We start from the raw sequence: 26,853 nt of genomic DNA, 5'->3' as shown, positions 1-26,853 counted from the left end.
ATACAAACGGAGGAAATAAATTATGTGCGGTATTGTTGGATATATTGGTAATAAGAACACTCAATCGGTATTGGTCGAAGGATTGAAGAAACTTGAGTATCGTGGTTATGATTCTGCAGGTATCGCGGTATTCACACCGGAAGGTCTGCAAATCACGAAAGCTCTTGGTCGTCTTGCGAACCTTGAAGCCAAACTGGATGGTGCACCACTCGTAGGTAATGCCGGAATCGGACACACACGTTGGGCAACTCATGGTAAACCATCGGATGAGAACTCTCATCCACACACGGATGGAAGCCAGAAGTTCTCTGTGGTGCATAACGGTATTATTGAGAACTACCTGGATCTGAAGGACGAATTGATGGCTCAAGGTCATACGTTCACTTCCGAGACAGATACTGAGGTTATTTCTCACCTGATCGCACGTGAATACAATGGTGATATCGTTAAAACAGTGCAAAAAGTAATCACGTTGCTGCGTGGCGCATTCGCACTGGGTGTATTGACAGAGCATGAGCCTGAGAAACTCGTAGCTGTGCGTCAAGCAAGCCCATTGATTATTGGTATTGGTGAAGGCGAGAACTTCATTGGTTCCGACATCCCGGCAATTCTGGAACATACACGCAACGTGTACATTCTGAATGATGGTGAAATGGCTGTATTGACACATGATGCTGTCGAATTGATGACGATTGAAGGCAACTTTATTTCTCGGGAAATGATTCGTGTCGATTGGGATGCTGTAACCGCAGAAAAAGGCGGATTCGAGCACTTCATGCTGAAAGAAATTCATGAGCAACCAAAAGCATATCGTGATACAATGCTGGGTCGCATCGATAATGAAGGTAAAAAAGTTCAACTTCCTGAGTTGAAAATGACTGAAGAACAAATTAAAAATATCCGTAACGTTCAAATCATTGCATGTGGTACAGCGTACCATGCAGGTCTGGTTGGACGTACAGTGATTGAGCAATTGGTGCGTATTCCGGTTGAAACAGATGTGGCTTCCGAGTACCGTTACCGTTCCCCAATCGTACACAAAGATACACTCGTAATCGTAGTGAGCCAATCCGGTGAAACTGCCGATACGCTTGCTGCATTGCGTGAAGCACAATCCAATGGCGCACATGTACTGGCAATCACGAACGTAGTGGGTAGCTCCATTGCACGTGATGCAGATGATGTTATCGCAACATTGGCAGGTCCTGAAATTGCAGTAGCTTCTACCAAAGCGTATACTTCGCAGTTGATCGCGTTCAACTTGCTTGGTCTGTACCTTGCACAAGTTCGTGGTACTCAATCTGCAGAAGAGATCGAACACACGCTGGCAGCAATGCAAGCATTGCCTGAGCAAGTGGAATCCATGTTGGAGCAAGCAGAAGCAATCAAAGGATATGCAGAGCAAATCTCCAAACATGAACATCTCTTCTTCATTGGCCGTGGTCTTGACTATGCAGTAGCTCAAGAAGGATCTTTGAAGTTGAAAGAGATCTCTTACATTCACTCTGAAGCGTATGCTGCGGGTGAGTTGAAACACGGTACGCTCGCATTGATCGAAGATGGTATCCCTGTTATTGCCCTGGCAACGCAGGAGAACGTACTTGAGAAAACAGTGAGCAACATTAAAGAAGTGAAAGCACGTGGCGCGGATGTATTGGCAATTACGTACGAAGAGCACGTAGCACCATTGCTGAAATCCGTAGACCAAGCGTTTGCGATTCCTAAGACGCTGCCACTGCTTAGCCCGGCTCTTTCTGTAGTTGCGCTGCAATTGCTGGCATACTATGCTTCCCTGGCACTGGGTCACGATGTGGATAAACCACGTAACCTTGCGAAAAGCGTAACGGTTGAGTAGTTAGAGTGTTAAATTCTTATAATATTTAAGTATATAAAAGAGGGTCCTGATGACATTTGTCATTAGGACCCTTTTTGTTATGAACCTATCTATTGTTAGCTATCCATTAATGAATCGATGGCTAAAATTCCTATGTCGAAATCAGTAGAGGAGAGGGCACATTTATGAAATCCTACGACTGATAGCAGAGGCTATAGGATAAGTACTCTGATGTTATAGGGACGCACAGAGAGTTTATCTATTTCTCAAGAGTAATATACAAAAATAGTTGTTATATGAACTTATATCCTTGCTCCAGAGATAATACATATTAATGACTCTCCACAAGATCAGTTTTTAAAAGGTATACCCATGAGCAACAGGATAATTTGCAATGAGTGCGAAAATGATGCTCATGAATAGCGTTCTCCATTAGTCATGTTTGTTTTGAAATTTATTATTAGTTACGCCCAAGTCGTAATCGTTTCAACCGGGAGACGATAGGAAGGATAGCCTTCTTTGGCTGCTTTCCCTATGGAGATCAACATCACGGGCTGGAAGCGTTCTTTATCCAAGCCGAAAACTTCAGCAATCTGGTCTTTGTCATAGCCGGCCATAGGGTTCGTATCATAACCATGAGCACGGGCAACGAGCATGAGTTGCATGGATATGAGGCCTGAGTCAATGAGGTTCATATCACGCAGTTGGGATGCATTTATGTTCGCATAATAAGGTTTTACCTGCTGCATCTGCATATCCATGATGTCTTGTGGCATATATCCAAGTTCGACTGATTTGCTAAAAATCTCTTCCATGTATTCAACGTTGTCAGCATCGTAGAATACGGCAATGACAGCCGAAGACGTTAGTGCCTGTATCTGGTTAAAAGAGGCCAGTGGTGCAAGCTTCTCTTTGCCTTCAGCACTGTCAATAACAAGAAAACGCCATGGTTGCATGTTAATGGCCGAAGGGGCACGTGAAGCTTTCGCCAGTATTTCGGTCATCTCCTCGCGGCTGATTTTTACTTCAGGATCGTAGGCTTTAACGGAATGGCGTTCCAAGACGATGTTATCAAAATCATTTGTTTTGTTGAATTGACCGGTAATTGTGTTCATATTGATATCTCTCCTCATATCTATATTGGTGAGAGTTGGTAATGGATTCTTTCTCATTCCGTCTCACTATGAGGATTGTAAACTATGAAGTATACTTTATAGCAAGAAAAGAAATGAGGGTGTTCCATATGAAAATTAGTGAAGTGGCGAGCAGGATAAACCTTCCGATATCCACGATTCGTTACTACGAGAAAATAGGTATTATCCCGGATGAACATATGCTAAGAGATCATAACAACTATCGAATATATGCGGAGAGCATTATTCAGCATCTGGAAGTGGTCAAACAATGTGTAGCTGTAGGCTTTTCGATTCATGAGATCCAGTCCATGATCTCTAAAGACGGGTTTTCAAGTAAAGATCAAGCAAGCATTATCCAAGCAAAAATATCAGAAATTGAAGAAGCACAAAAACAATTAGAGCATTCCAAACAAAATCTGTACGAAATTCTTAAATCGGATATCACGTGTGAGGATGGTTTTGGTAAGTATTGAGCCGGTCGTCCCTCTTGAGGTTTTCATTCAGTACGTTCTTACATCAAATCGAAACAATAGAGTACAGACCGTCCTGTAAATATAGACTACCGGTCTGCTCCGTTTCTACCTTCACCTCCGTGGCAAATACACCGGGCATGCGCCCGTCTGGGAACCAGGGCATCTGTTTGTTAATGACAATAAACATGCCTTCTGCATCACCCGTGGGGGAGAATTTCTTTCCGTCTCCGGCAAAGGGTTCAAGGTGATAATGCTCATTCAATGTGCTCATCGTCTCAGGAACATCTTCGACAGGCAGGCCGATTTCACTAATGCATAGCAGATGCTTCGCTTCAAAAGCTTCCTCGACTGCATTATCGAGTGAGTGGTGAGCAATGAATTCCATCAAGTTGCCGTTTGGATCATAGAAATAGAAGGCTGTTGCATCCCAGTAGGGGAAATAGAATTCATCCTGACCATCCTTGGATAGCAACGGAATGTTACGGTCTTGGGCCCACCTTTTCGCATCAGCGAGTTTATTCGTTGGAATCGTAAACGCTACATGATAGTATGGCTTCTCTTGTTCTGGAGCCTTTTTGAAAGAAAGAACCGAGTTTCCTGCACGGAATGAAATAAATGTTGTACCATCCTCCACAAGCTCCAATTCCAGTACTGTACCGTAAAACTCCTTTATGGCCTCGATCTGATGTGTCAACAAACCCACTTCTATTATTCTCATTTCAATATCTCTCCTTTTAAACTCACCTTTGATTAAAATACTCGATCGTCTTCTCAATAAATGCCTTAGCCGATTGCGTTAGGTAGCGGTCAGACCGATGGATGATCTCAAAGTGTCGGTATGGCGGATCGTCTGTAATTCGAATGCAACGTAGCGTGGGTTCATTCATGGCTTGGATCAGAGGATAAGGCAGCAGTGTTCCTCCGACGTTGGCTTTGACCAGGCTAATGATAGAGGTCGCCGAGCTGGTCTCCATGATGGTGTTTAGGGTGAATCCATACTTACGGCAATAGCTGTCGACCAATTCTCTGCCTGTAAATCCTTCGGGGAACATCACCGTTTGGATATCACGCAGTTCCTGGATTTCAATTGTGCTGCGTTCAGCCCAATCATGATTCTCGGAAACGACAAGTACATATTCTTCACTGCACAAAGGGATGCGGACAAGCCGATTATCAGGGGCAGACGTGATCTCGATGCCAATGTCGACTTCATTTTCCAACACTTGATTTACGACATAGATCGAAGAGATCACCTTCAATTGCACCTTAGGGAATCGGGCATGAAAATCAACGAGTAGTGGAGTGAGACGGTAATCCAAATCGGATGGAAGGACGCCAATGACCAATCGACCTCGCTGATCATTGCGAAATTCAGCTAGCGCATCCTGGGTATTCTGCAAATGCCGGATCATCTGTACACAGTGCTCCAGAAACAGAGTCCCTGCCTGGGTCATCACAATCTTTTTACCGACACGGTCAAACAAAGGAACACCAAGCTCATCCTCCAACCCACGTATTTGTTGACTCAACGTAGGTTGAGATATGCCAAGTTTCTCAGCTGCCCGAGTAAAATGAAGCTCCTCGCACACCGTAACAAAGTTTTCCATCTGACGAATCTCCATAGGAAATCACCTCTAATCATTGGTTTTAGTAATCATTTTAATAGAAACAATAGTATTGTTCAATCATTATGATAAATCTATACTTAGTCATGTGCAACCCAAGAGCCTTTCTCTGATTAATAAATCTTGGTACATGCAACAATACTATTACTACCATGAGGTGATCCATAATGAAAATTTTTTATATTGTCTTGGCGCTTATCCTGGCTTCACTGAACTTGAGACCACCCATTACATCCATTTCTCCGCTAATGAGCACCATACAGCATGATCTGGGTTTGAGTGGTATGACCGCCAGTCTGTTAACGACACTACCTGTATTATGTATGGGCATATTCGCTCCGTTCTCCGTAAGACTAAGTAGAAGGTGGGGGAACGAAGGTGCCATTGTGCTGGCTTTAATCCTTATTGGGTTAGGTACGGGATTACGATTATTCGTAGGTGCAATACCGTTAATGATGTTCACTTCTTTTCTGTCGGGTGTAGGGATTGCACTTACAGGTCCGCTGTTATCCAGCTTCATTAAGCAGTATTTTCCTAACCGAGTGGCAGCTATGGTAGGCATCTACTCTACAGCGATGGTGATGGGGGCCAGCATTAGTGTGGGACTATCGGTTCCGCTCCAGCATGCGCTGGGTGGATCTTGGAAAGGGTCTTTGGCCACATGGACATTACTCGCAGTCATTGCATTACCGATCTGGTTGAAATTAGCCTATTCTGCGCGCACAGAGCGACAATCTGGACAAACTTCAGCTGTCATTCATGCATCACTTCCGGTGAAGAACAGGCGTGCATGGGCGCTGACAATGTTCTTTGGGCTGATGGCAGCGATCTTCTATTCACTAACCGCTTGGCTAGCGCCAGCCATTCAAAGCCATGGATATAGTCAAGAGACTGCCGGCAACATCCAAACGTTATTTACATTGATATCGCTGCCCTCAACGTTATTCATTCCCATGCTTGTACACCGTTACCAAAGACGTGTATTCTGGCTTGTCGGATGTGCAATGTTAGAGTTGATAGGTATCCTGATGCTGAATCTCTCTGTCAGCCCGTGGCTCGCGGCGATCCCGCTCGGTATTGGTGCAGGTGGACTGTTCCCGATTGCACTCATGTTGCCGATTGATGAGACAAGCAATGCTCAGGAAGCCAGTAGCTGGTCCGCTATGACTCAATCTGGCGGCTACATTCTTGGAGCACTTGGACCGCTGGCGATTGGTTGGCTCCAGGACCTGACAGGTAGCTTCGTGCAAGCATTCTATGGTTTGGCTATCATCATCGTGCTGCAGATTATCGTTCAATTAGCTATTGGTAATAAGAAAAACTCAAAAGTTATTGATCGTGAGCAGGAGCTAAAAGGCATGTAAAGTAAATGGATATAGAGATATGATCTTTATACATGATCTAACAAGCCCATATAGTACTGCCGCAATGATTCTTTTAACGTATCCGGTTCCATGATCTTAATAGATTTGCCGAATCCTGCGAGGTACCGAGTAATGAAATCAAGCTCATGAGGTTCATACGAACCGACAAGAAGCCTTTGTGCCGGCTCACTGCCCGATTCATTGACGTGTATGATCTGTATAGATGGAAAATGTTCTTGTTGGAATAGCTCAACTCCGGCTTCATCAATCAGGCACTTGAATGGAGTTGCTTGTTCCGATGGTTCCCATAACGAATGGGGATCCTGTGCTTGAAGTTCAATAACATGAGCCAAAGGTTCAATGTCTGACACTTCAGCCGAAGTGATCCGGTCGCAACGGAACACACGATACGCCTGCTTATTCAGATCATAGGCCTGGCAATACCAGTAGCCTTTCCTGGCATAGAGCGAGATGGGTTGAATGGTACGGATGGTGAAGCTGGATGTGCGAGATGGTGAATCCGATGGCTCAGGATCAGAAAGGATGGCAGGAGATGGCCCTGTATAAGTAGATCTCCGTTGATCAGGATACGTAATCTGGATCACTATATTCTGCACAGCAGCCATCAACAGAAACTCCAAATGGGCGCTATCGCGAATCTGCTCCGTATGTCGGAAGGAAACCCGGTGTTGAATGTTCTCAATATCCTGTCGCTGCTTGTCAGATAATGCGCTCATAAATTTCTCATGAATGGTACGGAAAGAAACCTGAAAGGGCAAGCTGGTGAAGCTGCGGAGGGCCTGCATTGCAAAATAAAGGGCATGAAGCTCACCCGTATTAAACGAAATGGGAGGCAGCTGCATCTGTTGCAGCAGTCGATATCCGCCGTAGCGTCCATATTCGACATAGATGGGTGCACCCAACTCTTCCAATGAAGCGATATCTCTTAACGCGGTCCGCTTGGAGATCTGGAACTCCTGCATAAGATCTTGCAGGGTGAACTGTTGTTTTTGATTAATAAAGCGAAGCATCTGGTTCATGCGTTCTGATTTTTTCATATCGAGACCTCTTAATGGTGCCATGGATTGGCACCTTTCGTTGTTATAGTGATAAGTGTAATCCAATAGGAACAAGGAGGCAATATAATGAATTTTGAAGTGATACCATTTTTGTCGATGAACGGTGATGCGGCGGCAGCCATTGCTTTTTATGAGGAGTTTCTGGGCGCCAAGGTGATATTCAAGAAAAGTTATAAAGAGATGAAGGAGATGAACCCAGGCTTTGAGTACCCTGCCGGACAAGATGAGTATATTACACATTCGGTGCTGGAGATTGGGGTCAACAAGATCATGATTGCGGAAGAAGCAATGGATACGGAGAAACCTTGGCAGCTGGGAAACAGCACGTCATTATGTATTCAATCCAAGGATAAAGCTACAATCGATCAACTGTATCATTCTTTGGTGCAACATGAGGGTGTGAAGGTACTGGTACCTTACGAGCAAAATGAATTCAGCCCAGGATACGGCATTGTGCGTGATCCGTATGGCATCGCGATTCAGCTGTGTGTGACGGTGCATGATTTTTAGAATGAGGTGAGGAGCCATTTCATTCATGTATGCCTCAAGTGAACATTCATCACTAAAGCTTCACTTCAGTAGCCCCATAGATTAGGTATAATCTACAGTAGAGGTTTGGACAACAGAGCAGGATGTCTGAGCAGAGAGGGGCTGGGGGTTGAAGTGAGAAAACAAGGAGCTATTGGCAAAAAGAGCAGGCTTCGTCTCCTGGAGGCAGCAGCAGAGGAATTTGCATTAAGTGGGTTCTACCAGACAAAAATAAGTTCAATTGTTGCTCGGGCCGGGTTAACACAGCCTGCATTCTATCTGTACTTTGAGAGCAAAGAAGCTGCTTTTGCAGAGCTGGTGGCAGATTTTCGCAATGGCCTCAGTCAAGCAGTGCGCGATAGTCATATCGGGCCGGGAAAGAATAGGGAGGACCTCAAGGAATCGGTCGTGGCCTCGTTGGAGCAGATCTACCGATTCCTCGGACGGAATCCCGCATTGACCCGAATTGGATTGTATCTGTCCCCGGAGTCGGTGGGCATCAAGGCTGAGATTGCCGGACTCATGGAACAGAATCTGATTGAAGAACAGCAAGCTGGATATTATCGGCAGGATCTCGATGCGATTTTCTTTGCAGAATGTCTGCTGGCTATTATTGAACGGTTAACCCTGATTAAGCTGTTGCCAGGTCACGAAACGCCTTCGCAGCTGGCACGGCAGACGCAGGATCTCTTTTTCTACGGCATATTGGACATGCAGCAGCGAAGCTAAATAAGTTCAACAGGAAGAGCCAGACCAGGATAACTGAACTGCACCTCCATTGTTAGTCGTGTCTCACAAATGGGGTGCAGTTCATAAACCGGAGTCTGGCTCTTTTTGAATACGGGCTAAATGGCGCTCGCCGCGTAAAAGCCGGAACGAACGGCAGTACCTACTTTGCCAATCTTCACACAATCGCCCATGAGGCTGGTCTTGGTTCCGAACTTGGCCCGGATCAGCTCAGCGATCGTTGTATTTTTTCTCATCCCAAAGGCGTTAATGATCGTATCTGCTTCAATGAACACTTTGGAACCATCAGCTTTCTCTGCATGCAAACCATTGGCCTCAAAGGAGAGGACCTTATGTCCACCGAGAATGGTCACTCCGTAGCTATCGAGCATAGGCATCAGGGCTGCACGGTTAATGTACATCACATCTTGTCCCGCTTCCGGGCGCATCTCGACAATGGTGACCTTTTTGCCTTCCATAGCCAGCTCAAGTCCCAGATCACAACCCGTTAACCCCCCACCGGTAATGACAATATGTTCGCCCCGCACAAGCTCTTTTTGTAAATGGGCCTCTATGGCTCCCACGACATTATCGTTATCAATACCAGGGATTGGAGGCACAAGAGGTACCGCACCTGCGCCGATGAAAATATGATCAGCTGCTTCCAGTGCCGGATCATCCGGCTTGATCTCATGATTTAACTTCACCTTCACGTGTAGCTGGGTTAACTGCCGCTCATACCAGCCAATCAGGGCGCGCAACTGGCCTTTGAATTCCGGTGTGGCTGCACTGGTGACCTGTCCACCGACAGAGGCCTCTTTTTCGTACAGTGTAACTTCATGCCCTTTGAGTGCTGCTACACGTGCCGCTTCCAGACCGGAAGGTCCTCCACCTACAACAACGACCTTCTTGACAGTCTCCGCCGGATGAATCGCGAAGCGTTTCTCGTTGGCTGCCTGAATGTTGACCGCACAGCTGATTTTGGTATTCCGTTCGATGATCCGACCGATGCATTCCTCATTACAACGAATACAAGGACGAATATCCTCCCGCACATTATCCCGTAGTTTGTTAGGAAGCTCGGCATCGGCAATCAATGCGCGACCAAACATGACGAAGTCCGCATTCCCGGATTCGATTAAGCGGACAGCACTCTCCGGTGTATGGCTTCCCGAGTTCAAAATAGGAATGTTCACAACCTGACGAGTAGGCTCACACATATAGTCCATACAAGCATCGCCCAAGTAAGCTGGCGGAAAAATGTAATCGATTCTTTCGTAGGAGCCTGCATCAATATCAACGGCATCTACGCCAGCACGTTCGAGAATCTGCAGCATCTCCAGACTGTCCTCGACCGTACGTCCCCCTTCAAAGCGATGATCTAGTGCCATACGGAACAAAATGGGCATGTCCGGACCTACAGCTTGGCGGATCGCCTGTACAATTTCTATGGCAAATCGCATCCGTTTCTCTGTCGTACCGCCATACTCATCTTCACGCTTGTTCCAGATCGGCGACATAAACTGATCGATCAGATAACCGGCATGGGCATGAATTTCGATCCCATCAAAGCCCGCCCGTTTCAATCTGGCTGCCGAATCGGCGAATTGCTCCATCATGGTCTGTATTTCTTCCACCGTAAGTGGATGGCAAAGAACTTCCGGATTATAGATGGCGGGGATGGCCGAAGCCGAAACGGGAGGTTTCCCCGAACGGTCTGGTAGCGCATTACGTCCAGTGCCGCAGCTGAGCTGAGCGATAATTTTGGTGCCGTAATGTTGTACTGCATCGACCAGATCCGTGAGCAATGGAATGACATAATCTTTCTCCACAATGCCTTCCAATACGCCCTGAGCCAGATCTTCGGTCAAAAATTGTGCTCCGAGGATAATCATACCCGCGCCGCCTTTGGCGCGTTCCTCATAATAATCGATCTCTTCAAGGGAAATGCGACCATCAGGACTCGCCGAATTGGTTCCCATAGGGGACATGACAATTCGATTCTTCACTTCCATGTTTCCGATGCGAAATGGGGTGAACAGCTTTTCATAAGGATGATTCATGTGTGTGTCCTCCTGTTGTTAGTAAGTATTAGATGAATTGAATAGATACAAATATTGATACAATTACAGGTTACTCGCGAGTAATATAAGTGATAAACCCATCGTAAACGTTCAGCGATAAATTATAAGTGAAAAAAATCACAATCAATTCATGTTATCTACATTTCTGGAGCAGAGTAAAGGTTGCGAATCATCTGGCATGAAAAAATAGCAGCCTTAGGCGCAGATGGAAGGAGTGATGGTTATAGCGGACCTCTTTTCGTGTAAATCATATAGGTAAGGATTTCGCAGTGTATAAGTAAGTTCGATGGATAAAGGAAGAAGGGATAACATGATTACGAGAGGTATCGACCATATTGGAATAACTGTGCCGGATATGGAGCAGGCTACGCTATTTTTCCAACAGGCGTTTGGAGCCGAACTTGCCTATGACCATATAACCCCGGATGATCCGCCACAGGAAGGGCCTGAGACAGAGCGTAAACTAGGACTGCGTTCAGGCGCAAAAGTAATTCATATTCGGATGTTATCGCTTGGGGAGAGCGCCAGTGTTGAGTTATTTCAGTACGCCAATACATCGCAATCACAGCCAGTTAGGGCATCCGATTACGGATTGCAGCATGTGGCGTTGTATGTGGACGATATGCAAGAAGCTGCACGACGATTCAAGGAAGCGGGCGGAGTATTGCTGACAGAGCCTGGCGCGTTGTCCGGGCATATTGAAGGTGGAGCAGGCAATCAGTTTGTGTATGGAAGGGCACCGTGGGGGATGCTGATTGAGCTGATCTCCTACCCTGCGGGTATACAGTATCCCGAACACAGTGAAGCAAAGCGCTGGACTCCACCTGACAGAGCGATATCAGGAAAGACGAAATAAATGCAGGCCGAAAGAACGAAAAACGTTAAAGATGAAATTAAACATGAGAAAAAGGACGATGTTACGATAAATCGTCCTTTTTCTCATGTTTACAGGAGGAGAAACGTCCCCAGATAATATGCAAAATGTTAGCAATGTAGAAGTGTATGCTCCTATGCTTTGTGTTACGATACGTACATGTAGGCAGCGATCGGAAGGTTGTTCTGTCATCACATGATTAATCATAGGTACGTTTTACGGATGGGGATAAGCTATTGAGTCGCACACGTTTTATTATATTTATTATAGGTGTCGTTGCCTTGTTTATCGCACTAAATGTGCTCTCTTTTCTGGAGGATGAGCATGCTCCGAAGGCGCATGAAGGGGTACTGGATCTGCGTCAGGTCGGAGGTTTGAAAGAAGGAGATATCGCCCTTAATGGAGAGTGGCTGTTTTATCCGGGGCAGTTATTGGATGGAACAGAGGAGACGAGGGCTCACGATTATATCGCTATCGTTCCTGGCAATTGGCAGTCGGTCATTGAACCTTATCTTCATCAGGGTGCGTTCGGATATGGGACGTATCGTTTGAAAATATTGCTGGATGCCGAAGATGAATCTGCACAGCAGATTGCCTTGCGTGTTCCATTAATTCGTACAGCCCACACGTTGTTTGTTAACGGGGTACAGATTGGTTCGAACGGAGCTGTCTCGACAAGCGCCGGACAATATAGCCCCCAAGTAGAGCCCTATATCTCACATACGGAGATAAGCGGTACCGAAGTGAATATTGATGTGCAGGTAGCCAACTATGATTTTGCGAATAGCGGGGGAATGATTGAACCCATTCACATCGGCAGTATGGATACTATATACCAATCGCAGCAGAGGAATGTAGCTTTTGAATTTGGTATTCTGGTTGTATTTGGTTTTCTGAGTATGATTTTTGGCTTCATGCATTATCAGTCACCGCGAAGCGGCTGGATCTATATGTCTCTTTTTTTCATTAGCATGATGGTCACCAGCTCGTATCAGGGGACCAGATTATTATTCTGGCTATGGCCTGACCTTACATATGCTACGGGCTTCATTGTCTATTTTCTGTCGATAGTCGGTCTTACGTTCTGGATGTTTATGTTTGTCGCCTGTCAATTGGAAACGGTGATTAGACGTTGGGTGAGATATGCGGTGTACATCTTCAACGCGGTCTTCATTATCTTGTTATTTGTATTGCCAATTGACATGGTGTCACATCTGGTCGGAGTATTGGTGATCCAAAATGTAGCCGTGTATAGCTATTCTTTAGTAATCCTGCTTCGGAGTTTCCGAGGTGGCGATCCTGTTGCTGGACATCGATTTTTGGCCTTTTTTATATTTGCCGCACATAGCTTGTCCAATCTATTATTGCAGCTCGGTCTCACCCATATGGGTGACTGGTACTTTATTCAGGTCTTTCTCTTCTCGGGTTTGTTTATCTTGATGTTTGTGCAGCAATTTGTACTGACCTATAGACGTTTGAAGCGCCTATCCCTTGAGATGAAGCGTGTCGAGCGGTTCAAAAATGAATTTATGGCCAATATTTCAGATCAAATGAAGACTCCACTTCAGGCTTTGATTAGTATCGCGGATGCACGCCTTCAATCAGACCATCACCTTACAGCTGACCAAAGGCAGGACCTGCAATTGCTTACATCGGTGGGCTGGATGATGCGCAGCATGGTGGATGATTTACTCGACTTTTCGCAAATTCGTGAGCAGCAAATATATTTGACGATCCGGTCTGTTGATTTCTATGCATTAGTGGATGAAGTGGTGGAACGTGTCCGATATATGGTATATGACCATTCCATAGAAATTACAAGTCATGTGGATAAGTCACTGCCACGAGTAGCTGCCGATGAGCAACGCTTGCATCAGATTCTAGCAGGTGTGCTCCAGCATAGCTTGAAGGTTACCGTTACGGGTACGATCCAGGTTGAAGCTTCAGTAGTGAATGGGATGGTTGAAGTTCGTGTCCATATGCAGGGAGGTGCCATCTCATTGGAACAGGCTGCACTTACTCGTGCTTTGTTCGAGTCCGAGCTGGATCAGGATCTTGCACAGATGAATCACAATCCGGATGCTCCAGGGTTATATCTGGTCAAGGCATTAACGGAATTGCATCATGGAACGGTACATGTACCTGACAGTGCATCTGGAGTAATGGACATCATACTTATGCTACCGTTAAGTGCAGATTCATTCAGAGATGAAACACAAGTTGTATTGTCGCCTATGATGGAGCAGAAGGCGGCAGCTCAATCGGTTGATAACTATGTTCTGAATTTGCCAGTGAACCGAAGCAAACGATCTCTATCGAGCATGTACCATATTATGATTGTGGATGATGATGCGCTGAATTTGAATCTTTTGCTGCCTATTCTGAATCTGGATGATTATCGTGTGACTGTGGTGAGAAACCCGGAAGAAATCATGCAGAGCATGCATCCATTAGATGAAATGGATCTGATTATCGTGAACCGAACGCTGTCTGGCATATCAGGTACCGTCATCTGTGGCAAAATCCGTGAACAGTACACCATGTTTGAGCTGCCCATCCTGTTACTCATTTCTGCGTGGCAAGGGGATCGCGCTTTGGAAACGGGTCTGGCAGGGGCTAATGATTTTCTGCGCAAACCGGTAGAAGGTTCCGAACTTCGTGTACGTGTACGTACCTTGCTACAGATGAAACGTTCAGTTGCTGAACGCATTCGCATGGAGCTGGCCTTTCTACAGGCGCAGATCAAGCCGCATTTTCTGTTCAATACTCTGAATTCCATTGCAGCGCTAAGCAAAAGCAAACCTGCACAGATGAATGAACTGCTCAATGAATTGGGCAATTACCTGCGGGAAAGCTTCCGCTTTGACAACACGAATCCACTGACGCCTTTCGATCGGGAATTAAAATTGGTGCAATCCTATCTACATATTGAAAAGGTAAGATTTGATGATTGGCTGGACTTTAAGATTGAAGTGTTGACCTCCACAAACTTCCGGGTACCTCCGCTGACCATTCAACCTTTGGTGGAAAATGCCGTACGTCATGGTATTATGCGACGTGCCGAGGGGGGACGCATTCTGATTCGGGTTACGCGGGATGATCAATTCATTCTGATTACGGTGAAGGATGACGGGGTAGGCATGTCGCCGGAAACACTGGAACGGATTATGGAGGGGCCAACGCTTGAAGGCGGGATCGGCATCCGGAATATTGAGCGTCGACTCAAACAGCTATTCGGATGGGGACTGCTCATACATAGTTCCCTGGAACAGGGAACCGAGATTCAAGTCCGGCTTCCAATAGAAAAGGTGGGATTTCATGAAAGCGATACTGGTGGATGATGAACCGCTCGCGTTGAATCATCTTGCGGAGGAACTGGAGCGCATTAGCGATCTGGATATTATCGGGAAATACCGCAGTCCCCGGCAGGCTTTGGAGCATATTGTACAGGTTCGACCGAATGTGGTTTTTCTGGATATAGAGATGCCCGAGATGAGCGGAATTGAACTGGCTGAGCGCGTTCTGCAACAACTTCCAGCGACCAAAATTGTATTTGTCACGGTATATGATGAATATGCAGTCAAGGCGTTTGAACTCAATTCTCTGGATTATCTACTGAAACCGTTGCAGACAGAGCGGCTGGAGAAGACGATTCATCGATTGTTGCTCACATCAGATCCTACTGAACGGTTCCCGGATTCACAGGTTATACTTCATTGCCTTGGTCCACTGCAATTTGAAAAGGCGGGGAGTCCGCCCATCACCATACGATGGAAGACGTTCAAAGCCCAGGAACTATTCTCGTTCCTCCTGCAATATCGAGATAAACCTGTTCGCAAGCAGGTGCTGCTTGAACAGCTGTGGCCTGAGATTGAATGGAAACGCGGAGTAACCCAACTCTATACGGCTATCTACCAGATTCGCAAACAGCTACAGGCAGAGCAGGTTAATATCCAGATTTCCAACCTCGATGAAGGATATATGCTGCAATTGAACGGGGCATCCCTGGATATGGACACGTGGGAGAAAAGGATAGCTGAAGCGCCTGCCGTTACAGCGTTAACGATGGATCTTCATTTACAGATTTCATCTCTCTACAAGGGTCCATATCTGGGGGAAACAACGTATCTGTGGGCCGAAATGGAGCGACGCCGACTGCGCAATCTCTGGCTTCGCCATGAGAAACAAATTGCAGATTATTATATCGCTGCCCATCAGGATGAAGATGCTGTTGCACATTATCTCAAAATACAGCGCATGTTGCCTGATGAGGAAAATATATATGTGGTTCTGATGAACCTGTATCATCGACTCGGTGATCGACGTTCGGTCGAGGTTCAGTACAGCCTGCTATGCCGTATGTTGAGTCAGGAAATGGATATGCTCCCTCATCCGGCTGTCCAGGAATGGTTCGAAAGCTGGAAATCCAATCGTTCAATCTAAGCCTACTTGCCCTGGCAAGTGGGTTTTTCTTATGGTCCACTGCCTGCGAAAATCATTTTGATTGGGACTTATGGTTCAGGTTTCAGAAATGTTTCAAATCGATGTTCTATAATGAAAGAAGTAACATGTAGAGAGAGGCATCGATAATGGAACATACCTTGGAACACAGTATTCAACATGGCACGGGTTCACACGATAACGTACTTGTCCTGATTTCATATTTGATTGCTGTTGCGGCTTCGTATAACGTTCTGGACCTCACCAGCAGAATTAACAAAGCCAGCGGCAGAAGTCGTTGGTTATGGCTATCTTTTGGCGCAATTATCATGGGTATGGGCATCTGGTCCATGCATTTCGTTGGCATGATGGCGATGTCATTGCCATTTCCCGTTTCTTATGATCTTGTCATTGTGCTGATCTCCGTGGCTGTAGCCATTGTTGCATCTTTGGTGGCGTTGATGGTAGTCTCCCGACAGAGTCTATCACTGTTACAGTTATTGGGTGGCGCCTGTCTGTTTGCACTCGGTATCGTGTTGATGCATTATATCGGGATGTATGCGATGCAGGTGGAGATTCGATACGATCCCATGTATGTCATGTTATCAATTATGATTGCATGTGCGGCTTCAATTACAGCGCTGTGGTTATCGTTATACTTTCTTAAATCGGATACACGTCATGATGTTTGGAAAAAGGTTGGAAGTGCCCTCATCATGGGAGGGGCCATTGCGGGCATGCATTATACAGGCATGATGGCAGCGCACATTGAATCGGACATGCCCCCGAACAGGGTCATATCTTCATTAAACACGATTCTCGACCAGAAGCGTCTGGCCTATTTTATTTCCATGGGTACGTTATTTACACTGGGATTATCGCTTGTTGGTCTGTACATATCAAGATTGTTTTCCAAACAGGAGTCGGAGAAGCAAGAGAATGAAAAATGGTATAAATCACTCTATGAGCATAATCAGGATGGTATTATTTCCATCGATCTTCATATGCGAATTGTTGGAATTAATCCGGCAGCAGCTCGAATTGGCGGCATTAAGGAGAAACAACTAAAGGATCAATCCGTAAGTACTCTATTAACTATGGTTGTGGAGGAGGATCGGGAGCGCATCAGGCATATGTTCGGACGTGCTACGGACGGTGAAGAGATGAAGTACGAGACCGTCATCTATCGCACCAATCAGGAACGGGTTGAACTTGGCGTTGTGCTCGCACCCGTCATTGTAGATAAACAGGTCGTGGGAAATTACATCATTATGAAGGACATCACGGACGAAAAACGCGTAAAGGTGAGAAATTATCATTTGGCTTTTCATGATGAGTTGACTGGACTGCCCAATCGCAGAATGTTTAATCAGAAGTTGTCGGAGACGATTGAATCGCATCGTTATGAGCAAATGAAGTTTGCCGTTATGGTCCTTGATCTTGACCGATTCAAAGTTATTAATGACTCTCTTGGACACATCTATGGAGATCTGTTTCTTCAGGAAATGAGCCGACGGATTAAGGATGAACTGAATGGTGAGGATGTAACAGTTGCCCGAATGGGTGGAGATGAGTTCGCGATTCTTGTTCATCAGTACACTAGTCCTGGAGATATCACCCTGTTGGCGGAACGCATCATTCAGGCGATTGCGAAGCCCTGTTATCTAAAAGAGAGCGAGTTCTATGTTACGGGCAGTATCGGGATCGCTGTATTTCCAGACCATGGGCAAGATGCTGTAGAACTGCTGCAGCATGCAGATACGGCCATGTATGAAGTGAAAAAGAATGGCAAGAACGGATATCAGTTCTTCTCTGCCGAATTGCATCACGAGCTGCGGGAACGAATGGTTCTGGAGAATGACCTTAGAAAAGCATTGGATCGTGGGGAATTTGTGTTACATTACCAACCTCAGATTCAGACAAGTGAAGTCAGCATGATTGGTGTCGAAGCCTTGGTACGATGGAATCATCCGACCCGTGGATTATTGTATCCAGGCACGTTCATCTCGGTTGCAGAAGAGACGGGCATGATTATTGAGCTGGGTAACCGGGTGCTCCGGGAAGCTTGTATTCAGATGCGGAATTGGCATGATGCAGGGGGACCTTTGATTCCGGTGTCCGTGAACCTGTCCTCTCAGCAATTTCATCAATCCAATCTGGTGGAACAGGTTCATCAGATTTTACTTGAAACGGGTTTGAGCCCGCAGTATCTGGAATTGGAAATCACGGAAAGCATGATGATGGATGCGATCGCTTCCATTGAAATACTCAATCAATTAACCGAGCTTGGAATTCGGATCAGCCTGGACGATTTTGGAACAGGGTACAGTTCATTTAGTTATCTAAAAATGTTCCCGATTCACAAAGTGAAAATTGACCGCTCTTTTATTCAGGACATTGCGGTTAATCATAGCGATAGAGCCATTGTTTCGACTATGATTACAATGGCGAAACAATTGAATATGGATGTTATTGCAGAAGGCATTGAAACGAAGGGACAACTGGATATTCTGACCGAACAGGATTGCAATGAAGTGCAGGGGTACTACTACAGCAAGCCGTTGCCAGCGGATGAGGTGGAGCAGATTTTCTTTTTGCCCCAGCGGTCGGGTAAAATATTGACGTTCTGAAAAATGACACATAAAAAATAAACGGCAACAGGTGATCCAAAGTTCTGCAAATCGGGTATCAATAGTAGAGTCATTTAGAACCTGATGGATACATATGTTGTTGTGCTCGTTGTTTTGCTGGTAAAAGGCTGTCTATTATGGAATGAACTGTGGGGGTTATCAAGTGCCTATATTAGATATGGTAAAGAAAGATGTTGTCACCGATGCACTGGTCATCAAGGCGATGGAGAAAAGTCTGGCTATCATTCGATTCGATCTGGATCGACGGGTAACGTATGTGAATGAAGTCTTTGCCCAGACGATGGGATATACGGTAGATGAGATGTATGGTATGAAGCATCAGCAGTTATGTTTCGGCCATTTCGTAAACACCCCGGACTATGATGCTTTTTGGAATAGCATATTTAATGGTGTCAGCTTCCAGGATAAGGTTGAACGCAAGGATGCAAAGGGTAATTCCGTATGGCTTGAGGCGACCTATATGCCAGTCTTTGATGAGATGAACCAAAAAATACTGGGTGTCTCCAAAATTGCTACTAACATTACCAATCGTCAGAACAATATCTCAGTCGTGGTGAATGAGTTGAAAAACATGTCCCATGAGCTAAATGAGCAGGCAGATGTAGGTATTGAACGCAGTCAGGAATTAATGTCCAGTATCTCCTATATCTCAGAGGTGTCGGCTTCTAACCGTGCAACGTTGACTCATCTGCAGGAACAGGCCGGTTCGATTCAAGGCGTGGTACGAACCATACGCGAGATTTCATCACAGACGCAGTTGCTTGCGTTAAATGCTGCCATTGAAGCTGCGCATGCCGGCGAATTCGGGCGAGGATTCGATATCGTGGCCAAGGAAGTAAAGAAATTGTCCGCCATGGTGGAGAGTTCAATTAATGAGATTCGAGATAGTGTTACTGGGATCACGAAGGAGATTAGTAATATCACAGGCGGTACAAAAAAGGTAGAGGAATATGTCGAGCAGAGCCAGAAGCGGATTGAGATTGCTTTGAATGATTTTACGGCCATTGCTGCATCAGCCCACTTGCTGGACGCCAAAGCAGAGCATGTGACCAGAATTGTATAATCATATATAGCGGATAGCGGTTCCTTATACAGGAACCGTTTTTTTGTCGTTCTGTACATAAAAAACGGGAATTATTGTGATCAAACGGGGACACAATACTTGGGAATACCTGCAGCTTCGTCATGCAGAGAAATGTTGGGGTGGGAACATGTGGTCAACAATTGTGTCCTATGTGCCGAAAAGTCCCATATGGATTCAGGCATTTTTGGTCTTCATCATTCCGATTGGCATTACCTTGACCATGCGCTGGATCAATGCCGCCATTAAGCGTGGAAGCTTCTCTCGTGCGAAGCAATCGTCCATATCCTCGAAGGATATTTCGCCAGCAGCCAAAGGGCAGGGTGAGGGGACGGAGACAGGGCAGTATGCCAATATTAAATTAACGGATAAGTACAATACAAATCTGACTAGCGTAAAAGAAAGTTTTGGGCTCAATGCAGACGTGCATATTAGGGAATTTACGATTAGGGGAACGAATACACGGGCTGCGGTCGTATATACCGAGGGCTTGGTAGATCAGGACTTGATTGATGATCATTTGATTACACCGTTAATGTTAGAAGGTGTTCCCTTACTCAAGCAAGAGGGTTTTCTTCATCCAGACAACGCACACTTACTGTCAGCATACCTGCAAGATCAATTACTGCCTGTCAGTCTGGTTGAGGAAACCAAGTCCCTTCAAGAGCTCGCCGTTGGCGTACTTTTTGGTAAAAATGCATTGTTGGTTGATGGATTGCCAGGTGCTTTATTAATTGGAGCGCATAAGATCAAAACCCGAGGTATGAATGAACCCTTGTCAGAAGGGTTGCTTCGTGGACCACGTATTGGTTTTACAGAGCAATTAAGTGATAACACAGGTATTTTGCGTCGTTATGGAAGTGATCAGAGTCTGTTTATTAAAAAATATGAAGTGGGTTCACGGATCAAAAAAGATATGGCGGTAGCCTATATCCAAGACATTGCCGATCCTGATCTTGTGGCTGAAGTCTGCAAGCGAATTGAAGAGATGGACATGGATTCGATGCTGGAATCTGGTTATGTGGAACAACTCATTGAAGACAGTACACTGAGTCCTTTTCAGCAGGTACTGAATACGGAAAGGCCTGACCGGGTCATCGGCGCTTTGCTGGAAGGGCGGGTGGCTATTTTATTGGATGGAACACCATTTGTACTGGTTGTACCGGTGACATTTAGCATGTTGCTCCAATCTCCCGAAGATTACTATGAACGCTGGATTCCTGGAACCTTTTTGCGAATGCTGCGTTTTATGGCGGCTATGCTGGCATTGCTTGCTCCTGCACTGTATATCTCGTTTATCTCGTTCCATCCGGGACTTATCCCGACCAAGCTGGTATTGACGATTATTGAAACGCGAACGGGAGTACCGTTTCCTTCGATCATTGAAGTACTGATTATGGAACTTTCGATTGAGATTCTGAGGGAGGCAGGGATACGGCTGCCTAAGCCGATTGCACCCGCGATGGGTATCGTCGGAGGTTTGATTATTGGTCAAGCAGCGGTGCAGGCGGGTATCATAAGCCAATTCCTGGTCATTGTCGTTGCGGTTACAGCCATTTCTTCCTTTACGATTCCTGTCTATAGTGCAGGGTTAACGCTGCGGATTCTACGATTCGCCGCCATGTTTAGTGCGGCTATACTCGGACTATATGGTGTTGTAATGTTCTTTCTGCTTGTGTGTACACATCTGGCTCGACTCTCAAGCTTTGGCGTACCTTATGTAGCTCCAGCGGTTCCTTATCACATGAATGAATGGAAGGATTTCGTTATCCGTGCTCCGTTGAATATGATGAGATTGCGTCCCAAAATGACAAATCCGATAGATAAGGATCGAAAAAAATAATTAAATTCCATCTACAGAAGGACTGGAGGTGAACTAAAGTGAGTGACTCCCAAGGAAAGCTAACCACGACGCAGGCCGTTGTAATTATTGTGAATTACATGCTTGGTGCCGGGATATTGACGTTACCTCGAACGACCAGCAAGGCTGTTGGTACACCAGATGTTTGGATTTCCATCATCCTGTCCGGACTGATAATCACAGGTATCGGAATCATTATGGTTACCCTGTGTCGCAGATTTCCGGGGAAAACCGTGTTCCAGTTCACCCGTGAAATTACGGGGAGCTGGATCGCTTACATACTGGGCGGTGCCATGATTATGTATTTCATGGTCATTGCCGCTTTTGAAATAAGAGTCATGGCTGATGTGACAGGAATGTATCTACTCGAACGCACCCCCACCTGGCCGATTGTGATGGTCTTCATGTGGATCGGTATCTATATGATCTCAGGTGGACTTGGTGTCATTGTTCGTGTGTTTGAAATCATTCTGCCGATTACGATCATTATATTTGTCATTGAGATTCTACTGAGTAACCAGCTATTCGAGATTGGTAATCTGAGACCTGTTCTCGGAGAGGGGATTATGCCTGTTTTCAAAGGACTGAAGCCTTCACTACTGTCATATACGGGTTATGAGGTGATGTTAATCATGACTGCCTATATGAAAAATCCGAAGAAAAGCAATAAGGCGATGAGCTGGGGAATTCTCATATCCACTATTATATATTTGATCACGGTTGTGATGGTTATAGGCAGTTTATCGCTTGATGGGATCAAAACTCGAACCTGGCCAACGCTGGATTTGGTAAGAAGTTTCGAGATTCAAGGTCTGATATTCGAACGATTCGAATCCTTATTGCTGGTCATCTGGATTATGCAGATTTTTTCGACTACAGCGATTACACATTACTGCGCTTCGGTGGGCATTCGTGATTTGTTTCGTACCAAAAAAATCAAAGGCATTATGTACGGCCTGCTTCCGTTCATTTATTTGACGGCCATGATGCCCAAAACAGTGGATGATACTTTCGCACTAGGAGATATGTTGGGCAATGTGTCCGTATTTTTGTTTGGTATTTTACCTCTGGTACTACTGTTGTTAAGTCTGATTCGCAAAAAAGGAGGCAAGCATGCATGATTCCATTCCGTATGCTCTTACGTATAGCCTCTGCCTTATGTATTCTGTTGTTGATATCCGGATGCTGGAGCAGCCGGGAGGTAGAGGATCTGAGTCTCTATGTCGGGCTTGGGATAGATGTCGGTAAAGAGACAGAATTTGAAAAAGACATCGCTGATCAGGGAGGTACATATCCCAAGAAGAACTATGTGACCGCTACGGTGCAAATTGCTCCGGGCTTCTCCAACAGTCAATCGAGTCAGCAATCCGGTTCGCCATCTTCTGGCAAAACATCTTATTCCAATGAACAACTTACTGGAGATTCTATGTTGCAAATCTTCCGTCAGTTTGCGTTAAGGCGGGATCGGCCTCTCATTGGACATCATCTGAAGGTAATCGTCGTCTCCAAAGATATTGCCAAAAAATATGGTTTGGACCAACTGCTTGATTTTGTCCTTCGAGATAACGACATTCGGCCAAACTGTCTGGTGTTAATTAGTCATCATCGTGCGGCAGATGTACTGTCTTCCCAGGACCCTTCTCGAATTCCAGCATTTTATCTCACAGGGATCACAAACAATTCGTATCTGTCCAACAAAATCCTGGAGCCAGTATTGTTGTCCAAGTTAGACGCCCAAATGCAGTCGGGATCCAGCTTTCTGCTCCAGAATGTATTGAATTCCGATGGAGAGGACAAGTTCTCCGGAGGCAGCATATTCGATGGTAAAACGACCAAATTCATTGGGGAGCTAAGTCAAACGGATCTGGAAGGATTATCATGGCTCAAGTCCAAAGAACAAGGAGGCGTCTTAAAGACACATAACAAACAAGGATTCACCGTTGTATATGAAATCAAGAAGAAAAAAGTAAAAGTTATTCCCAAGGTAGTTGGCAATGACATTTCATTCCATGTGAAGATTGAATCTCAAGGCTGGCTTATGGAGGATTGGCGTGCTCCCGAGGAAGAGGAAAAAGGTGCGTACCTCAGAGAACTGGAAAAGGAATTTTCTGATCTGGCTGAACAACAGATTCGACAGGTGTTATACAAAATTCAGCATACCTATAAAGCTGATGTGGCGGATTTTCGGGATAGCTTGCGTATTAAAGAACCAAAAACATGGAAGAAAATCAAAGATGATTGGGACCAAATCTTCAGCACCGTGCCGATTACGTATGATGTGAAGATCACCATCACCAATCCGGGGTCTTCCACCGAATAGTGCAGCGTGGAACATTTATTATTTAAATGTTGACACATTCATGATAGATCGCTATATTAGTAAAAAATCATTTTCTTATCCAGAGAGGTGGAGGGACTGGCCCTTAGAAACCTCAGCAACAGATCTGAAGGATACTGTGCTAATTCCAGCGGGTGAAAGCCTGATAGATAGGAGCGTTTGTTTTTATTTGTCAGTAACGGCGCACTCTTTAGGAAGAGTGGGTCTTTTTTGTTTTTTCTGGATGAAGAAGTAGGGGAGTAGCAGGTATGGAGAACAACAACGACAAAGGGCATTTTCAGCGGAAAATGCAGGCCCGGCATGTGGTCATGCTCTCTCTAGGAGGAGTCATTGGAACGGGATTATTTCTCAGCTCCGGTTATACGATTCAGCAGGCGGGACCACTGGGAACTATTCTATCCTACCTGATCGGAGCGATCGTCGTATATCTGGTGATGCTCTGTCTGGGGGAACTATCTGTTCACATGCCAGAGACGGGAGCATTTCATAGTTATGCAGCCAAATATATCGGACCAGCAACCGGCTACACAGTGGCTTGGTTGTACTGGTTAACCTGGACTGTTGCGCTTGGCTCCGAATTTACAGCCGCCGGACTGCTGATGCAGCGCTGGTTCCCATCGGTAAACGTATGGATATGGAGCGCGCTCTTTGCACTGATGATCTTCCTGTTCAATGCATTGACGGTGAAATTATTTGCGGAATCCGAGTTCTGGTTCTCCTCTGTAAAAGTAGTGACCATCGTAATCTTCATTATAATAGGTGGCGCAGCCATGTTCGGCATTATTCCGATGGCAGACTCTGAACCGGCTCCATTCCTATCGAATATTACGGCATCCGGGTGGTTCCCTCATGGGGCTACAGCGATATTGATGACCATGCTTGCAGTAAACTTTGCATTCTCGGGCACCGAGTTAATCGGCATTGCCGCCGGGGAGACGGAGAATCCGGAAAAGACGATACCCAAAGCGATTCATACGACGCTGTGGCGCTTGGTTATTTTCTTCATCGGTACGATTGTTATCTTGTCTGCCTTACTGCCCATGTCGGATGCCAGTGTACTGGAAAGTCCTTTTGTAGCGGTAATGGAGCGGGTGGGTGTACCTTATGCAGCAGACATTATGAATTTTGTTATTCTGACAGCGATTCTCTCTGCTGCCAATTCAGGCCTGTATGCTTCTTCACGGATGCTCTGGTCTCTGGCTGATAAAAAAACGATCTCCCCTTGGTTTGCCAAATTGACCAAACGCGGAGTACCATTGAATTCACTTCTGATCAGTATGGTCGGTGGTGCGCTGGCGTTGCTGTCGAGCATCATTGCGCCAGGTACCGTGTATATTACACTGGTTTCCATTTCAGGTCTGGCTGTCGTTGCGGTATGGATGAGCATCAGTGCCTCCCAATACATGTTCCGCAGACAATATATCCGGGAAGGACATGCGGTCAAAGATCTGGTTTATCGTACACCGCTGTACCCCGTGGTACCGATTGTTTCATTTATATTATGCCTGGCTTCATGCATAGGTATTGCTTTTGACCCGACACAGCGAATTGCGCTGTATTGTGGGGTTCCATTTATCGCAGTGTGTTACGCTGCTTATTATCTGACAGAACGTGCGAACAAGAAAAGAGGACAAGTATATGACGCAAGCAAAACAGATTAATCCCATAGAACAGATCCTACGTGAACACTCAGTCATGATTCTGGATGGAGCGCTGGCGACCGAACTTGAACAGCATGGATGTGATCTGGATGATCCACTATGGTCGGCTCGTGTGTTAATCGAGAATCCGGATATTATCGTTCAGGTCCATGCGGATTATTTCCGAGCAGGAGCCGACTGTGCGATTACATCCAGTTATCAGGCGACGGTGGATGGCTTCAGCAAGAAAGGAATTGGAGAGCAGGATGCGTTGGACCTGATTCGCAAGACGGTGGAACTGGCTGCACAGGCGAGAGATGACGTATGGGCAGAAGTGCAGAGTAGTTTAGTAGGGAGAGAAAGCTCGACAGATCAGGTTGTAGAAGCTCCTTCGGTACGTGCAGAGACGCTGAAGAATGAGGAGAATAAAACAGATCTTACAGGGGATCGCAAAGGAGACGGTCTTCGTCCACGTCCAATTATTGCCGGGTCCGTTGGACCTTACGGCGCCTATTTGGCGGATGGATCAGAGTACATTGGTCATTACGGAGTATCCGATGAGACGCTGGCTGCATTCCATCGTCCGCGGATTGCCGCATTGCTTGAAGCGGGTGCTGATATTCTGGCTTTTGAGACGATTCCATCCTTGCAGGAAGCACAGGTGCTGGTTGATGTACTGAAGGAGTTTCCTCATGCATATGCCTGGTTATCTTTTTCTTTAAAAGACGGGACAAGCATCAGCGAGGGCACAGCGCTTGAGTTATGTGCACAGACGTTTGGTTCCGAGTCACAGATTGCGGCGATTGGCCTGAACTGTGCTCCGATGGAAGTGGTGACGGAAGCAGTGGGTATTTTGAGCTGTACCAGCGATAAACCTGTTATTGTGTATCCGAACTCGGGAGAAGTATATGATGCAGCAACGAAGACGTGGAGTGGACAGGGGACATGTGGTAGTATGAGTGACGCATCGGAAGCCTGGATTGCTGCGGGTGCGCAGATTATTGGCGGCTGTTGCCGTACTACGCCACATCAGATTGGTGCACTTACGAAGAAGTGGCGGAAATAGCTCATATCATTATGAAAATCCCTTCCACATTCTATAGAGGCGTGGAAGGGATT

The 26,853-nt window shown here is 45.8% G+C and carries 20 protein-coding genes and 1 riboswitch; of the genes, 15 read left to right on the top strand and 5 right to left on the bottom strand.

The features are described from left to right. Window positions 1–22 precede the first annotated feature (22 nt). Window positions 23–1,855, top strand: coding sequence for a glutamine--fructose-6-phosphate transaminase (isomerizing) (glmS, locus tag NYE45_RS26035; protein WP_036668148.1), 1,833 nt, complete (start codon window positions 23–25; stop codon window positions 1,853–1,855). A 443-nt stretch (window positions 1,856–2,298) separates the two neighbouring features. On the opposite strand, the gene NYE45_RS26030 is transcribed toward glmS, so the two are convergent. Beyond that, window positions 2,299–2,949 carry a nitroreductase family protein gene (locus tag NYE45_RS26030; protein ID WP_340014561.1) on the bottom strand — a complete coding sequence of 217 codons (651 nt, stop codon included), beginning with the start codon at window positions 2,947–2,949 and terminating at the stop codon, window positions 2,299–2,301. Window positions 2,950–3,077: 128 nt separating this feature from the next. On the opposite strand from NYE45_RS26030, the gene NYE45_RS26025 reads away from it, so the two are divergent. Continuing rightward, entirely contained in the window at window positions 3,078–3,443 is a 366-nt protein-coding gene (locus NYE45_RS26025) for a MerR family transcriptional regulator (protein ID WP_340014560.1), read from the top strand. A gap of 43 nt (window positions 3,444–3,486) precedes the next feature. On the opposite strand, the gene NYE45_RS26020 is transcribed toward NYE45_RS26025, so the two are convergent. After that, window positions 3,487–4,161 carry a VOC family protein gene (locus tag NYE45_RS26020; RefSeq protein WP_340014559.1) on the bottom strand — a complete coding sequence of 225 codons (675 nt, stop codon included), beginning with the start codon at window positions 4,159–4,161 and terminating at the stop codon, window positions 3,487–3,489. Between the two features lie 22 nt (window positions 4,162–4,183). Then, window positions 4,184–5,050: a LysR family transcriptional regulator gene (locus NYE45_RS26015; protein WP_340014558.1), complete on the bottom strand. Its 867-nt coding sequence runs from the start codon at window positions 5,048–5,050 to the stop codon at window positions 4,184–4,186. A 185-nt stretch (window positions 5,051–5,235) separates the two neighbouring features. On the opposite strand from NYE45_RS26015, the gene NYE45_RS26010 reads away from it, so the two are divergent. Next, window positions 5,236–6,432 carry an MFS transporter gene (locus NYE45_RS26010; RefSeq protein ID WP_340014557.1) on the top strand — a complete coding sequence of 399 codons (1,197 nt, stop codon included), beginning with the start codon at window positions 5,236–5,238 and terminating at the stop codon, window positions 6,430–6,432. A gap of 26 nt (window positions 6,433–6,458) precedes the next feature. On the opposite strand, the gene NYE45_RS26005 is transcribed toward NYE45_RS26010, so the two are convergent. Beyond that, window positions 6,459–7,490: a YafY family protein gene (locus NYE45_RS26005; protein ID WP_340014556.1), complete on the bottom strand. Its 1,032-nt coding sequence runs from the start codon at window positions 7,488–7,490 to the stop codon at window positions 6,459–6,461. 87 nt (window positions 7,491–7,577) lie between these two features. Here NYE45_RS26005 and NYE45_RS26000 point away from each other — a divergent pair, with 87 nt between their 5' ends. Both NYE45_RS26000 and NYE45_RS25995 read left to right on the top strand, forming a co-directional pair. Further along, entirely contained in the window at window positions 7,578–8,021 is a 444-nt protein-coding gene (locus tag NYE45_RS26000; protein WP_340014555.1) for a VOC family protein, read from the top strand. A gap of 153 nt (window positions 8,022–8,174) precedes the next feature. Continuing rightward, window positions 8,175–8,768 (top strand): TetR/AcrR family transcriptional regulator, encoded by a 594-nt coding sequence (locus NYE45_RS25995; protein ID WP_340014554.1) that lies wholly within the window; start codon window positions 8,175–8,177, stop codon window positions 8,766–8,768. A 116-nt stretch (window positions 8,769–8,884) separates the two neighbouring features. Here NYE45_RS25995 and NYE45_RS25990 read toward each other — a convergent pair whose 3' ends face one another. Beyond that, window positions 8,885–10,828 carry an NAD(P)/FAD-dependent oxidoreductase gene (locus tag NYE45_RS25990; RefSeq protein WP_340014553.1) on the bottom strand — a complete coding sequence of 648 codons (1,944 nt, stop codon included), beginning with the start codon at window positions 10,826–10,828 and terminating at the stop codon, window positions 8,885–8,887. A gap of 331 nt (window positions 10,829–11,159) precedes the next feature. On the opposite strand from NYE45_RS25990, the gene NYE45_RS25985 reads away from it, so the two are divergent. The 10 genes from NYE45_RS25985 to mmuM all read left to right on the top strand — a co-directional run bounded on the left by NYE45_RS25985 (window position 11,160) and on the right by mmuM (window position 26,800). Further along, complete coding sequence (locus NYE45_RS25985) at window positions 11,160–11,705, top strand: VOC family protein (RefSeq protein ID WP_340014552.1); 546 nt, start codon at window positions 11,160–11,162, stop codon at window positions 11,703–11,705. A 254-nt stretch (window positions 11,706–11,959) separates the two neighbouring features. Then, window positions 11,960–15,064, top strand: coding sequence for an ATP-binding protein (locus NYE45_RS25980; protein ID WP_340014551.1), 3,105 nt, complete (start codon window positions 11,960–11,962; stop codon window positions 15,062–15,064). Continuing rightward, complete coding sequence (locus NYE45_RS25975) at window positions 15,042–16,166, top strand: response regulator (RefSeq protein WP_340014550.1); 1,125 nt, start codon at window positions 15,042–15,044, stop codon at window positions 16,164–16,166. Before NYE45_RS25980 ends, NYE45_RS25975 begins: the two co-directional genes overlap by 23 nt. 146 nt (window positions 16,167–16,312) lie before the next feature. Next, window positions 16,313–18,793 (top strand): EAL domain-containing protein, encoded by a 2,481-nt coding sequence (locus NYE45_RS25970; RefSeq protein WP_340014549.1) that lies wholly within the window; start codon window positions 16,313–16,315, stop codon window positions 18,791–18,793. Between the two features lie 178 nt (window positions 18,794–18,971). Further along, window positions 18,972–19,877 (top strand): methyl-accepting chemotaxis protein, encoded by a 906-nt coding sequence (locus tag NYE45_RS25965; protein WP_340014548.1) that lies wholly within the window; start codon window positions 18,972–18,974, stop codon window positions 19,875–19,877. Window positions 19,878–20,025: 148 nt separating this feature from the next. Further along, on the top strand, window positions 20,026–21,738 hold the full coding sequence (locus NYE45_RS25960; RefSeq protein WP_340014547.1) for a spore germination protein: 1,713 nt from the start codon (window positions 20,026–20,028) through the stop codon (window positions 21,736–21,738). Between the two features lie 38 nt (window positions 21,739–21,776). Further along, window positions 21,777–22,877 carry a GerAB/ArcD/ProY family transporter gene (locus NYE45_RS25955; protein WP_340014546.1) on the top strand — a complete coding sequence of 367 codons (1,101 nt, stop codon included), beginning with the start codon at window positions 21,777–21,779 and terminating at the stop codon, window positions 22,875–22,877. Beyond that, entirely contained in the window at window positions 22,874–24,076 is a 1,203-nt protein-coding gene (locus NYE45_RS25950) for a Ger(x)C family spore germination protein (protein ID WP_340014545.1), read from the top strand. The genes NYE45_RS25955 and NYE45_RS25950 overlap by 4 nt, the downstream gene beginning before the upstream one ends. Before the next feature lie 72 nt (window positions 24,077–24,148). Further along, a riboswitch (SAM riboswitch) is annotated at window positions 24,149–24,250 on the top strand. A 92-nt stretch (window positions 24,251–24,342) separates the two neighbouring features. After that, a complete protein-coding gene (gene mmuP / locus NYE45_RS25945; RefSeq protein ID WP_340014544.1) occupies window positions 24,343–25,755 on the top strand; it encodes an S-methylmethionine permease in 1,413 nt (470 codons plus the stop codon). After that, window positions 25,733–26,800, top strand: coding sequence for a homocysteine S-methyltransferase (gene mmuM / locus NYE45_RS25940; RefSeq protein WP_340014543.1), 1,068 nt, complete (start codon window positions 25,733–25,735; stop codon window positions 26,798–26,800). Before mmuP ends, mmuM begins: the two co-directional genes overlap by 23 nt. Window positions 26,801–26,853: the final 53 nt, after the last annotated feature.

The sequence above is a fragment of the Paenibacillus sp. FSL K6-1318 genome (assembly GCF_037976905.1).
Taxonomy (GTDB): domain Bacteria; phylum Bacillota; class Bacilli; order Paenibacillales; family Paenibacillaceae; genus Paenibacillus; species Paenibacillus amylolyticus_A.
The sequence above is the reverse complement of the archived record's forward strand: the minus strand, read 5'-3'. Positions and strand labels throughout refer to the sequence as shown.

Bases quoted from the DNA above. Each gene is read 5' to 3' on its own strand.
- glmS (WP_036668148.1), top strand. From the start codon at position 23: ATGTGCGGTATTGTTGGATATATTGGTAATAAGAACACTCAATCGGTA.
- NYE45_RS26020 (WP_340014559.1), bottom strand. From the start codon at position 4,161: ATGAGAATAATAGAAGTGGGTTTGTTGACACATCAGATCGAGGCCATA.
- NYE45_RS26010 (WP_340014557.1), top strand. From the start codon at position 5,236: ATGAAAATTTTTTATATTGTCTTGGCGCTTATCCTGGCTTCACTGAAC.
- mmuM (WP_340014543.1), top strand. From the start codon at position 25,733: ATGACGCAAGCAAAACAGATTAATCCCATAGAACAGATCCTACGTGAA.
- NYE45_RS26005 (WP_340014556.1), bottom strand. From the start codon at position 7,490: ATGAAAAAATCAGAACGCATGAACCAGATGCTTCGCTTTATTAATCAA.
- NYE45_RS26000 (WP_340014555.1), top strand. From the start codon at position 7,578: ATGAATTTTGAAGTGATACCATTTTTGTCGATGAACGGTGATGCGGCG.
- NYE45_RS26030 (WP_340014561.1), bottom strand. From the start codon at position 2,949: ATGAACACAATTACCGGTCAATTCAACAAAACAAATGATTTTGATAAC.
- NYE45_RS25960 (WP_340014547.1), top strand. From the start codon at position 20,026: ATGTGGTCAACAATTGTGTCCTATGTGCCGAAAAGTCCCATATGGATT.
- NYE45_RS25985 (WP_340014552.1), top strand. From the start codon at position 11,160: ATGATTACGAGAGGTATCGACCATATTGGAATAACTGTGCCGGATATG.
- NYE45_RS25970 (WP_340014549.1), top strand. From the start codon at position 16,313: ATGGAACATACCTTGGAACACAGTATTCAACATGGCACGGGTTCACAC.
- NYE45_RS25975 (WP_340014550.1), top strand. From the start codon at position 15,042: ATGAAAGCGATACTGGTGGATGATGAACCGCTCGCGTTGAATCATCTT.
- NYE45_RS25950 (WP_340014545.1), top strand. From the start codon at position 22,874: ATGATTCCATTCCGTATGCTCTTACGTATAGCCTCTGCCTTATGTATT.
- NYE45_RS25965 (WP_340014548.1), top strand. From the start codon at position 18,972: ATGGTAAAGAAAGATGTTGTCACCGATGCACTGGTCATCAAGGCGATG.
- NYE45_RS25990 (WP_340014553.1), bottom strand. From the start codon at position 10,828: ATGAATCATCCTTATGAAAAGCTGTTCACCCCATTTCGCATCGGAAAC.
- NYE45_RS26025 (WP_340014560.1), top strand. From the start codon at position 3,078: ATGAAAATTAGTGAAGTGGCGAGCAGGATAAACCTTCCGATATCCACG.
- NYE45_RS26015 (WP_340014558.1), bottom strand. From the start codon at position 5,050: ATGGAAAACTTTGTTACGGTGTGCGAGGAGCTTCATTTTACTCGGGCA.
- mmuP (WP_340014544.1), top strand. From the start codon at position 24,343: ATGGAGAACAACAACGACAAAGGGCATTTTCAGCGGAAAATGCAGGCC.